Source organism: Thalassospira sp. MCCC 1A01148, from assembly GCF_001613795.1.
GTDB lineage: Bacteria > Pseudomonadota > Alphaproteobacteria > Rhodospirillales > Thalassospiraceae > Thalassospira.
In genome coordinates, this window is the sequence record NZ_LPVZ01000018.1 from 245028 (window position 1) to 256591 (window position 11564).

The 11564-nt window shown below is 54.6% G+C and carries 11 protein-coding genes; 9 read left to right on the top strand and 2 right to left on the bottom strand.

What is annotated here, in order from left to right:
* The first annotated feature begins 25 nt into the window (after positions 1-25).
* Positions 26-742 carry a FadR/GntR family transcriptional regulator gene (locus AUQ43_RS07700; protein ID WP_062955662.1) on the top strand — a complete coding sequence of 239 codons (717 nt, stop codon included), beginning with the start codon at positions 26-28 and terminating at the stop codon, positions 740-742.
* Between the two features lie 183 nt (positions 743-925).
* Positions 926-1822 (top strand): SMP-30/gluconolactonase/LRE family protein, encoded by an 897-nt coding sequence (locus AUQ43_RS07705; RefSeq protein ID WP_232310622.1) that lies wholly within the window; start codon positions 926-928, stop codon positions 1820-1822.
* A gap of 78 nt (positions 1823-1900) precedes the next feature.
* Here AUQ43_RS07705 and AUQ43_RS07710 read toward each other — a convergent pair whose 3' ends face one another.
* Positions 1901-2665, bottom strand: a complete 765-nt coding sequence (locus AUQ43_RS07710) for a 2-keto-4-pentenoate hydratase (RefSeq protein WP_062955663.1) — start codon at positions 2663-2665, stop codon at positions 1901-1903.
* A 284-nt stretch (positions 2666-2949) separates the two neighbouring features.
* Here AUQ43_RS07710 and kdgD point away from each other — a divergent pair, with 284 nt between their 5' ends.
* The 5 genes from kdgD to AUQ43_RS07735 all read left to right on the top strand — a co-directional run bounded on the left by kdgD (position 2950) and on the right by AUQ43_RS07735 (position 7886).
* Positions 2950-3876: a 5-dehydro-4-deoxyglucarate dehydratase gene (kdgD, locus tag AUQ43_RS07715; RefSeq protein ID WP_062955664.1), complete on the top strand. Its 927-nt coding sequence runs from the start codon at positions 2950-2952 to the stop codon at positions 3874-3876.
* A 247-nt stretch (positions 3877-4123) separates the two neighbouring features.
* Positions 4124-5116 carry a TRAP transporter substrate-binding protein gene (locus AUQ43_RS07720; protein ID WP_062955665.1) on the top strand — a complete coding sequence of 331 codons (993 nt, stop codon included), beginning with the start codon at positions 4124-4126 and terminating at the stop codon, positions 5114-5116.
* A 106-nt stretch (positions 5117-5222) separates the two neighbouring features.
* Entirely contained in the window at positions 5223-5768 is a 546-nt protein-coding gene (locus AUQ43_RS07725) for a TRAP transporter small permease (RefSeq protein ID WP_062955666.1), read from the top strand.
* The gene (locus AUQ43_RS07730) at positions 5769-7058 is read left to right on the top strand and encodes a TRAP transporter large permease (protein WP_062955667.1); all 1290 of its coding nucleotides are present in this window, start codon (positions 5769-5771) and stop codon (positions 7056-7058) included.
* A gap of 33 nt (positions 7059-7091) precedes the next feature.
* Positions 7092-7886 carry an NAD(P)-dependent oxidoreductase gene (locus tag AUQ43_RS07735; protein WP_062955668.1) on the top strand — a complete coding sequence of 265 codons (795 nt, stop codon included), beginning with the start codon at positions 7092-7094 and terminating at the stop codon, positions 7884-7886.
* Positions 7887-8001: 115 nt separating this feature from the next.
* Here the strand turns inward: AUQ43_RS07735 and AUQ43_RS07740 are convergent, their stop codons facing one another.
* Positions 8002-9351 (bottom strand): flagellin, encoded by a 1350-nt coding sequence (locus AUQ43_RS07740; protein WP_062955669.1) that lies wholly within the window; start codon positions 9349-9351, stop codon positions 8002-8004.
* 490 nt (positions 9352-9841) lie between these two features.
* Between AUQ43_RS07740 and AUQ43_RS07745 the strand changes: the two genes are divergently transcribed.
* Entirely contained in the window at positions 9842-10366 is a 525-nt protein-coding gene (locus tag AUQ43_RS07745) for an RNA polymerase sigma factor (protein WP_062955670.1), read from the top strand.
* 75 nt (positions 10367-10441) lie between these two features.
* The gene (locus AUQ43_RS07750) at positions 10442-11509 is read left to right on the top strand and encodes a FecR domain-containing protein (protein WP_062955671.1); all 1068 of its coding nucleotides are present in this window, start codon (positions 10442-10444) and stop codon (positions 11507-11509) included.
* The last annotated feature ends 55 nt before the right edge of the window (positions 11510-11564 follow it).

The following is an 11564-nucleotide window of genomic DNA, read 5'->3' on the forward strand; positions in this document are numbered from 1 at the left end:
ACAAGATAACAAGTCCGGGGGACGGATGTCGGAATTGCTTTTAAGGGTTCAGAAGCGCGAAAAGCTTGCTGACCAGCTTTATGGTCAGATCCTTGAACAGATCATCTCGGGCAACCTTGCCGAAGGCGCCAAGCTACCCTCGGAAAATGAAATCTGCGCGTCCTTTGGCGTGTCGCGCCCGGTTGTGCGCGAAGCTTTGCGCAAGCTGCAATCCGATGGGCTGGTCTATGCCCGCCAAGGGGTTGGGTCGTTTGTTAAAAAACGCCCGCCACAAGGTCTGATCGAGTTTGGTGGCATCAGCGATGTCGCGGGGCTTCTGCGCTGCTTTGAAGCACGTTCCGCAATTGAAGGTACAACGGCACGCATGGCCGCCGAACGCGCCAGCCCCCGCCATCATCGTGAAATCGAAAACGCGCTTAAGATGTTTGAAGACGGGGTTGCGGCCGGTGACATTGCCGACAAGGCCGATCTGGCTTTCCATATGGCGATTGCGCGCGCCAGCGGGAACGAAATCTTTGTCACCATCCTGAATTCCTTGCATGAGGTGATGTCCAAATCCATGCGTGTGGCGCTGAACATCACACGCGGTGGATCTGCGGAACGCGCCCAAAAGGTGCTGAGCGAACATCGACAGATCTATGATGCGATCATTGGCCATGACGGCAACAGTGCCGAACTTATGATGCGCTATCACCTGCATCAGGCCCGCCAGCGTGTCACCGATCACGCGCGCGACAAGTAACCTGACCCGCAAAATGCGCGACAACTGCCCGACGCAAGATCGTGTCGGTTTGATCCTGTGTGGTCTGTCTTCTCGACATGCCCCGCTTGAAGGGGGCAGGCGATCACAAACCCTGTTGACAAACAGGGGCAGGAGCGGCACATCAATCACAACAAAAATGATCATATGAATACGGGAGTGTGTATGATGACGAGCGGCGTGACCTATCAGCCGGAGCTTCTCTCTGACGAGACGTTCACATTGGCAGAATGCCCGAACTGGGATGCGGCCAATAACCGGCTTTACTGGACAGATATTCTGAACTGCAAGCTGCACGCACAAGACATTGAAACAGGTGCGCGCAAGAGCTGGGCCTTTGACAGCGAGCTTGGTTGCTTTGGCCTGACCGATCAGGGGCGCATCATTGTCGCTTTGCGCAAGGATATCATGTTGCTTGATCCAGTCACGGATGAGCGAACCCCGCTGTGCCGTATTGAGGACGGGATCAACAGCCGCACCAATGACGGCAAGATCGGCCCGGACGGGGCGTTCTGGGTTGGCACCATGGATGACAATCCCGAAAAGATGCCGATTGCGTCGCTTTATCGCATTACGGCCGATGGCAAGGTTGAGGAAAAGGCAACAGGGTTCAAGATTTCCAACGGCATTGCCTGGTCCGCGGATGGATCAAAAATGTATCATTCGGACTCACGCGGGCCGTGGGTCAACTGCTGGGACTTTGATGTTGCCACGGGCAATATTTCCAACTGCACGCGGTACCTGGATCTTGATGATACGCTGGGCCGCCCGGATGGGGGCGCGGTGGATCTTGAAGGGTGTTACTGGTCGGCTGGTGTATCAGCAGGCAACCTTAATCGATTTGCCCCGGATGGTACGCTTTTGAAATCCATTCCGATGCCCATGCCCAATCCGACCATGCCGTGCTTTGGCGGGCCGGATATGAAAACGCTGTATGTCACCAGCCATCAGGAAAATTACAGCCCGGAAAAACGCGCCGAGTTCCCCCATGCCGGGAAGTTGGTCAAGCTGCGCGTTGAAGTGCCCGGTGTGCCGGTCCACAAGTTCCGCGAAAACGGTTAATCCGCGCTGCCATATAAAACAAAAGCCATGCGATGTGATGTCGCATGGCTTTTTTTGTTGGCGTCTTTTGGGCGGCAATCAGACCTGTTTGATGTCGGCACTTACGGTTCCAAGTCCTTCAAAGATCGCTTCGATCTTGCCAAATGGGGTGATGGTCGGCAGCGCACAGGCGCCAGTGGTGATCACATCCCCCGCCTTAAGGCTTTGGCCGCGTTTGGCAAGGAAGCCCACCAGATATTCCAGCCCGCCAAAGATTTCCGGCCAGGCATCGGGATCGTCATTGCTGGCAAGCACTTCGCCGTTGCTTTTGGTGGTGACTTTGCCGCCAATAAAGCCAAGGTCGCGCCAGCCTTCAATTTCCTGACCAAGAATGAAGTGGCTGGTCGAATTCAGATCAGCCAGCGTTTGAACCGGCGACTGCTTTTCATGATAGCGGCGATCAGCGATTTCGATGGCCAGATGCATGCTTTTGATATGATCAAGGATGTCGCTTGATGTGGCGTCCGGGGCAGGGGTGCTGTCCATGACAACCGCAATTTCGGCCTCGATATTCGGGAAATGGATGTCCTTGGTCGTCAATGTTGCACCATCGCCAAGAATACGACCATCCAGCAACGGACCAACCAGCGGTCCATCTGCGCCAATCTTTTCCTGTGCAGCACGGGTCGCAACCGCAAGCTTCCACCCGGCTTGCGCAATCCCGACCTGTGCGAGGGTGGCGTCCTGAACGGCATAGGCCTCTTCAAAGGTTTTCGGCGCGATGTCCTCAGGCAGCGGATCAATCAGCGTGTGATTGGTAAAGGCATCTGCAAGGATGCGGCTTGCGGCGGTGATATCAGTCATTACCGTTCTTCTTGGTTATGTCATTTAAATCAAACTCATGAGCCCTGACCCTAGCGGGCTTTGGGCATAAAGTCATCATACCAATCACCCCGATTCGAAGAATTCACCCCGAAGTTGCAGCTTTATACCAAAGTCGCAGGTGTCTGAGGGTTAGCCAAAACCCTTGTTTATCCGGGATTTCTGCCGCCGCAGAAAGATGCCGGTATTATGTTTGACAAAGTGATATTATGAATTTATAGAATCGTCGTAGTTATTTTGACGCATTCAGACATTAGGGACGCTTGATGCATTATCTAGAGATGAAAAAGGCGATTGGCGCCGGGTTGCTTTCTTTTCCGGTGACGCCTTTTGATGCCAATGGCGCGCTTGATCTTGCGACCTACCGCGCGCATGTCAGCTGGTTGTCGCAATATCCGGCGACCGCGCTGTTTGCTGCAGGTGGCACGGGGGAATTCTTTTCCCTGACCCCGGCAGAGGTCGTTGAAACTGTCCGCGCGGCCAAGGAGGTTGCTGGCGATACACCGATCATAGCGGGCTGTGGCTACGGCACGGCAATGGCAGTTGATCTTGCCAGGGCTTGCGAGGACGCAGGTGCTGATGGCCTTTTGCTGTTGCCGCAATATCTGATTGGTGCCGAGCAGGAAGGCCTGTTTGCCCGCGTCAAGGCGGTGTGTGATGCGGTTGATATCGGCGTGATCGTCTATAACCGCGACAATTCCATCATCACGGCTGAAACACTCGCCAAGCTCTGTGAGGTTTGCCCGAACCTTGTCGGGTTCAAAGACGGTCACGGCAATATCGAAATGGTGACCAAGGTCTGCACCCTGATCGGGGATCGCCTGTCCTATATCGGCGGTATGCCGACCGCAGAAGTGTTTGCCAAGGCCTACAAGGCCGCCGGTGTGACAACCTATTCGTCTGCGATCTTCAACTTCCTGCCGCAGCAGGCCCTTGATTTTTACGATGCACTGACCCGCGATGACGATGAAACCATGGCGCGCGTGCTCAAGGAATTCTTCTATCCGTATCTTGATATCCGCAATCGCGGCAAGGGATACGCGGTTTCCATCGTCAAGGCTGGCATGCGGGTAATCGGGCGCGATACGGGCCCGGTGCGCAGTCCGCTGACCGATTTGACCGATGCGGAACATGACATGCTGGCGGATGTGATCCGCAAGGCTTATGGCGACGGTGCATTGCGTGCCCAGTAAGCCATTGCTGGTAACGCCAGTATAGACCTGCTTACGTCCCGGCAGGTGGTTCTGTCGGGGCGTGAATTGTGTGCCACGCTGACAATTGGGACACAGGAATTTAAAGGCGCTATTAGACTAGTTGTTAATTTTTCTTACAGTTGTGTTTACAAGTTCGCGATTGTAGGATTATATGACAAGAACAAGACCCCAAAAGGGCAACAAGGCTTTAACGCAGTAGACATCAGATTGTCTGGGAGGACCCAAAATGAACAAGTTTATCAAAACCACCACACTGACGATTGCGGCCGCAGCCGTTTCGGTTGCGCTGGCATCCGGTGCGCAGGCCAAGGAATGGCGCGGCTGGAATATTCATCCGCCGGAATACCCGGTTTCGACCGGCATGGAAGAATTTGCCAAGATCATTAATGAAAAATCCGGTGGCGACCTTGAAGCCAAGGTTTATCACGGTGGCGTTCTGGGCGATCAGCCCGATGCGATTCAGCAGGTCCGCCTTGGCGGTCTCGACTGGGCTGTTTTCAACCTCGGCCCGCTGGGCGAAGTTGCACCTGAAGCCAACGTTGTTTCGCTGCCCTTCATCTTCAAAAGCGTCGATGCCATGCATGACGTCATGGATGGCCCGGCTGGTCAGCAGATCGCCGATGGCCTGATCGAAGCTGGCCTGCAGCCGCTTGGCTGGTACGATTCAGGTGCGCGTTCGTTCTATAACTCCAAGCGTCCGATCAACACCCCGGCTGACCTTGACGGTTTGAAATTCCGCGTCATGAGCAACGATCTTTATGTTCAGATGGTTGATGCGCTGGGCGGCAACGCGACCCCGATGGCCTATAGCTCGGTCTATCAGTCGCTGAAAACCGGTGTGATCGACGGTGCAGAAAACAACTATCCGTCCTATGACAGCTCCGGCCACTTCGAAGCTGCCAAATACTACTCGGTAACCCAGCACCTGATCCTGCCGGAATGCCTGTGCATGAACAAAGCGCTTTATGACAGCCTTTCGGACGAAGAGAAAAAGATCGTCCATGATGCCGCTGACGCGTCGGTTGAAGTGCAGCGTGCTGCCTGGGCCGCCCGTGCAGAGCAGTCCAAGGAAAAAGTCATTGCTGCTGGCATCGAAGTGAACGAAATCGCTGACAAGCAGGCTTTCCAGGACGCCATGCAGCCGGTTTACGACAACTTCCTTGAAGCCAACCCGGATCTGGCCGATCTGGTCAAAGCCATCCAGGATGCGCAGAAATAAGACAGCATACTGAAGGGGCGGCGATTTTATCGTCGCCCTTCTTTCTGTGCGAGATTACTCTATTTTGGTTTTGTTGCTGATTAATCATATTTCTGGCGGCGCATAGATGTTTTCCAGTTTCACCAATTTACTCGACCGTCTTGGCGGGGGAATCGCCGGGGTGCTCAACCTTATTGGCGGTTTGGCGCTTGTGGCCCTTATTCCCAGTTTTGCCTGGCTGGTGTTTGGGCGTTATGTGCTTAATGAAACACCGACCTGGGTTGAACAGGTATCCTTGATCTTGATCGTGCTGATCACCTTCCCCGTGGCTGCGGCCGGTATGCGCGACAACAGTCATCTTTCGGTTTCGTTTTTCCGCGATGCATTGCCGCCCAAGATTGCCGCCATTGTCGCTGCGATCAGTTACGCCGCCATGGCATGGTTTGGCTATTGGATGTTGATCGGCGGGATGGATCTGGTGGCCTTCAACTGGGCCAAGAAAATGCCGATCATCCATATTTCAGATGGCTTGCGATCCGTACCCATGGCGGTATGCGGGGCCGGGATCATGTTTTACAGCGTGGTCCACATTTTCAAGATCATAGCTGGCTGGCAAAAAATTGCGCGCGCCAGTGTCTATCACGATGATTTGCTGAATAAGGACGTTGAATAAATGGGCATGACCATTCTTCTGGGCGTGTTTGCCATCGGTATTCTGATTGGCATGCCCGTTGCCATTGCACTTGGCGTTGCTGCCTTGGGGGCATTTTTCGTTGAAGGGCTTCCGACCCTGATTGCGTTTCAGCGCATCGGGTCCGGGATCAGCGTTTTCTCATTGCTGGCCATTCCGTTCTTTATCTTTGCCGGTGAGCTGATGCTTCATGGCGGGATTGCCAGCAGGCTTGTGCAATTTGCCACTGCTCTGGTCGGTAACCGGCGCGGCGGCCTTGGCATTGTGAATGTATTTTCCTCGATGCTGTTTGGCGGCATTTCCGGTTCTGCGGTGGCTGATACCTCGGCACTTGGGTCAATCCTGATTCCGGTGATGAAAAAGGAAGGTTACCGCGCCGATTACGCCGTCAACGTCACGGTGACATCATCGATTGCCGGGATCATGATCCCGCCCAGTCACAACATGATCCTGTATGCGGTTGCCGCAGGCGGGGGCATTTCGATTTCCAAGCTGTTCATGGCGGGCGTTGTGCCGGGCATCATCATGTGTGTGTTGCTGGGGCTTGCGACCTGGCTGGTGGCAATCCGCCACGGTTATCCGGCGCAACCGTTTCCGGGTTGGGCGGTGGTGGGGCGTACAGCTGTTCGCGCGCTGCCGGGCTTCTTCACGGCCGTGATCATTGTCGGCGGCGTGCTGAGTGGCGTATTCACCGTCACGGAATCCGGTGCCATTGGCGTTGCCTATGCGCTGATCATTACCGGGCTTGTCTATCGGGAACTCAGTTGGGCGGGCTTTATTGCCGCAGTCAAACAATCGGCCAAGACGACGGCCCTTGTGATGCTTCTGGTCGGGTGCGCGTCGGCCTATGGCTATATGCTGGCATTCTATCAGGTGCCTGATGCCCTGGCAGAGGCGATTACCGGTATCACTGACAATCCGATCATGGTCCTTTTGATGATCAACGTGATGCTGCTGGTTGCGGGCATGATCATGGATATGGCAGCCTTGATCCTGATCTGTACGCCGATCTTCCTGCCGCTTGCCATGCAGTTCGGTATGGATCCGATCCAGTTCGGCATGGTCCTGATGATGAATTTGGGCCTTGGCCTGTGTACGCCACCGGTTGGTTCGTGCCTGTTTGTCGGGTGCGCGATTGGTGGGGTGAAAATCGAAAAAGCCGTGCAGTCGATCTGGCCGTTTTATCTGGCGATCCTGACCGCGCTTTTGCTGACAACCTATATTCCGGCGATTTCAATGACGCTGCCGAACCTTGTGTTCGGGGCGAGTTGATCGCGGGCAAAACCGATATCAAAGAGGATACTTATGAAACGTTTGCTGATTACCGGTGCTGGTGGAAACCTTGGCAAGATTTGCCGCGAGGGACTTAAGGGCTATGCCGATGTCATTCGCCTGTCTGATATTTCCCCCATGGACCCGGCAGGCCCGAACGAGGAAGTCGTGCAATGTGACCTGTCAGATCGTGCAGCCGTGATCGAGCTGACCAAGGATGTCGATGGCATCATTCATCTTGGCGGTATTTCAATCGAGGCAGCCTTTGATGATTTGCTTCAGGCCAATCTGGCAGGCACCTATAACCTGTATGAAGGTGCGCGTCAGAACGGGGTTAAGCGCATCATGTTTGCCAGCTCCAACCATGCGATTGGCTTCCACAAACGCACGACCAAGCTTGATGACAAATCCGAACAGCGCCCCGACAGCCTGTATGGCGTGACCAAATGTTACGGCGAAGCCGTGGCAAGCTATTATTACGACAAGTTCGATGTCGAAACCGTTTCTGTGCGGATTGGCTCGTGCTTTGAAAAGCCGCGTGATCGCCGCATGCTGTCTACCTGGATGAGCCCGCGTGACTTCATTTCCCTGATGAAGGCGATCTTTGCCGCCCCGATGACCGGACATTTGGTGATGTATGGTGTGTCGGACAACAAGTCGAAATGGTGGAGCAACGATCACGCCGAATTCCTTGGCTGGAAACCGCAAGACAGTTCCGAGCAATACCGCGCCGAGATCGAGGCCGCTTTCCCGCCCGAAGATCGCAAGGATCCCGCTGTGATCTATCAGGGTGGTGGATTTGCCGCCAAGGGCCATTTCGAAGACTGATCCAAGATCGTCTTTTGGCCTCAGATCCGCCTAAAACCAAGGGCCCGAACGAAATTCGTTCGGGCCCTTTTTGCAACAGGCAGGCACGTCAAAATGTTTTTTCAGATGTCGTCCGCTAGCCTTGCAGCAACCGCAACAGGTTTTGCGGCATCTGGTTGGCTTGGGCCAGCATCGCAACCCCGGACTGAACCAAAATCTGTTTGGATGTAAAGGCCGTCATTTCGGCAGCAACATCCAGATCAAGCAGCGTGGAGCGTGCGGATTCCGTATTTTCCTGCGTCGATGCAAGGTTTTGCGCGGCAAAGTCCAGACGGTTCTGGGATGTGCCGACTGCAGCACGGGCACGTTGCAAGTCATCAATCGCACGCGTTACGACTTCGACTGCGTTCTGGGCAGCAGCCGCAGTGTTGATAGCGTTAGCGCCAAGGTCTTCCAGCGTTTCCTGACCGAGACCAGATGATCCCAGCACTGCAGAGTCAACGGCGCTCAAGTCAATCGAAAGACGATCATTGGCGGTGTTGCCGCCACCGACCTGGAATTCAATTGTGTCGGAAAGCTGCTGGCCCTTGTCCTCTTCCATGAAGAAGAACTGGCCTGTGGATGTATCAATGCCTGATCCCATGAAATCGGTATTGGCCGAGTTAAAACCGAAATCATTGGAACCTGTGGTGCCCGCTCTGACGTAGTCAACTGAGTCCGAGAAGTTGGTGTTTACTGTAATTGACAGGCCGAGCTCATCAAAATTGAGCATCGTGTTCTCGCCAGCGGCAATGGATCGTGATCCGCCAGTCGCGGCAAAGTCAGTGACGTCGATTGATTGGGTCCGGTCTATCGCGCCATCGATCGCCACCAATACCGTCATAATGACCTGATCGCCGCCAATTTCCTGGATCCGTATCTCCAGCCCGTTATCGTCGACACCATCTTCAGCGGCGTCCTGTGCCCAGTAATTGTTGTCCGTAATCGCGAACCGGTCAAAGCCGAAAGCGGGCGTGAGCGCTTCATTGGCGGTGGCAGGTGTGAGATTGATTGCAACATCCCCCCCATCGCCAAGCAGTTGAATGCCATTGAAGTTGGTCGAGGACGCGATACGGTCGATCTCGTCACGCAACTCGACAAATTCGTCATTGAGGAAACCACGTTCGACGTCGGACAGGTTGCCTGACGATGCCTGTACGGCCAGTGTTTTCATCCGGACGAGAACGTCGTCAATCGTGGCCATGCCGCCATCGGCAATCTGCAACATCGAGTTGGCTTGCCCGACATTGACCGAGGCGGTTTTAAGCGCCTGCGTCGTCGCGTTAAGGCGCGCGCCAATTGCCATCGATGCCGCATCGTCGCGTGCCGAGACAACACGCGTACCAGCTGACAGCTTTGAAAGCGACTTTGTTGCCATTGAATCAGACGCAGTCAGATTGCGATGCGCAACATTTGCCGCATAGTTCGAGATAATGTTGAGTGCCATTGTTTTTCCTACCTGGAAAGTGGCGATGGTTTACTACGTGTAAAATTCGCAATTAATTCTAGAGCGACAATAACAACTATAAGTAAAACACCCTCTTGTCGAGTAAAACCTGATTTACACGACAGATAAACAGTATCCACCTATTCCTTAGGATGGGTTTTGGGCGGCTATTTTCGATTAATAGAGTGCGAAGCAATGCCGTTCTGAGTGCGCATGTGGGTTTTATGTGCCGGGACTCGCATCGTCTGGCAGTTTCGCACTCTGTCATCAGAACTGATCCAGCACAGAGTTGGGCCTAAATCGTTCGTTGTTGTGTGGCGAACACAGCAAGATTTTCGTATCGCGATGCCGGGGTTTCAAGCCGGGGTCGTTTCGTTGGGGAATGGTCGAAGAGGGCGCATGCTTTTTGAATTGACGCATGGTCAGGATTGCTTATAAGCATAAATGAAAATGATAACAGTTATCATTATCGAATTCTGGATGTGTGGCTATGGCGGTCTGTGACCGTTCCTGGGATAATCTTTACCAGCAATATCATGATCGGTTGTTGCGACAGGTGCAGAAATATCTGCCCGCGCGCGACGAAAGCCATGATGTGTTGCAGGATCTCTATGTGCAATTGCGCCACCGGAATATCGACCCGGATGAAATCGCCAATCCGCCAGCCTTTCTGATGCGCATGGCGACCAATCTGGCGATTGATGCCCTGCGCCGGAACAACCGCAACCCGGTTGAATTCACCGACCCGGCCGAAATCAGCGAGATGGATGGCGCAGGTAGCCATTCTGTCACCCCGGAACAGATCAGTGCAGATCGCCAGCGCCTTGATATTGTGCGGCGCGCGATTGATGACCTGCCGCCACGCTGTCGCGAGGTGTTTTTGCTGTGCAAGCGCGATCATTTCAGCACGGCAGAGGCTGCAGACCAGCTTGGCATTAGTCGCAATATGGTCGAAAAGCATTTGCGTCAGGCGCTTGGACATTGCAAACAGGTGTTGGCGCGCCATGAAAACTAAACATCCTCTTTTGCGCTGCCCGTTCGTCACATATACAACAGCACCATCAGCCAGAAGCCGGGTTACGACACCGCCATGACCGAATTCCGCTATCCCGACGACTGCCAAAGCAATGACGACATTGCTGACTACTGGGCTGTACGCCTTGATGATGTGCAACTTACCGCTTCTGAAGAAATCGCCTTTGAGCGCTGGCAGGCCTCAGATCCGCAAAATCCTGCGCGCCTGATCCGCGCCCGTCAGACATGGCAGAGCATGGAAGTCGCAGCGTCAGAGCTTTCTGGCATGGATGACCCAGGCAGAAAACCACCGACATCAAAGCCGGACCATCTTGGATTTGATAGCGAAGCCGTTCGCCGCGATCTTGAACGGCTGGGCGCGCTTGAAGGGGGCAATGGCCGTCTGCCGGGCATGCGATCCGCCAAACGCCGCGCCCGCCCGATGCTGGCGATTTTCACCATTCTGTTGCTGCTGGGTCTTTGGGGCTATTCCGCTTTTCAGCCCGATGCCGATCTGATCGCCGCAGGCAATCCCGGTATTGTCAGCGAAGTCCATGAACTGTCTGACGGATCACGCATCTGGATGGAGCCGGGCACACGCGTTGCCCTGGCGTATGGCGATCAGTATCGTGATCTGACTGTCCTTGAAGGCGGCGTGTTCATCGAGGTTGCAAAGGACAGCACACGGCCGCTTCGTATTCATCTGAACAAACTGACCGCAACGGCGGTCGGGACTGCATTCAGTGCATCGAAGTGGGGCGGGCATGTCCGGGTTGAGGTGTCCGAGGGCACGGTCGATCTTGAAAGCCGCACGGCAAAGCTCGCACGCCTGGCCGCGGGGCGGGCATCCTGGCAGGATGCGGATGGCGATATGCATTATGGCACCGTGACACTGGATCGTGTCGCGGCGTGGCGTGATGGGCGCTGGGTGGTCAATGACATGCCGATTGACGAACTGTTGGCCCGTCTTTCACCGCTTATGGATGACCTGCGCTTTGTGCGCGATCCGCGCATGGACGATATCACCGTTTCGGGCAGTTTCGATCTGACCAAACCGGACGGGGCCTATGGTGCCATTCTGGCGGCTTATGGCCTTACGGACCGCGCAGTTCCGGGCGGGTTCAGAATAATTTCAAAAAAATAGAAAATTTAACCTCCTCTTTTCGCGGGGGCGTTCGTCATGAAGATAATAGTGATTT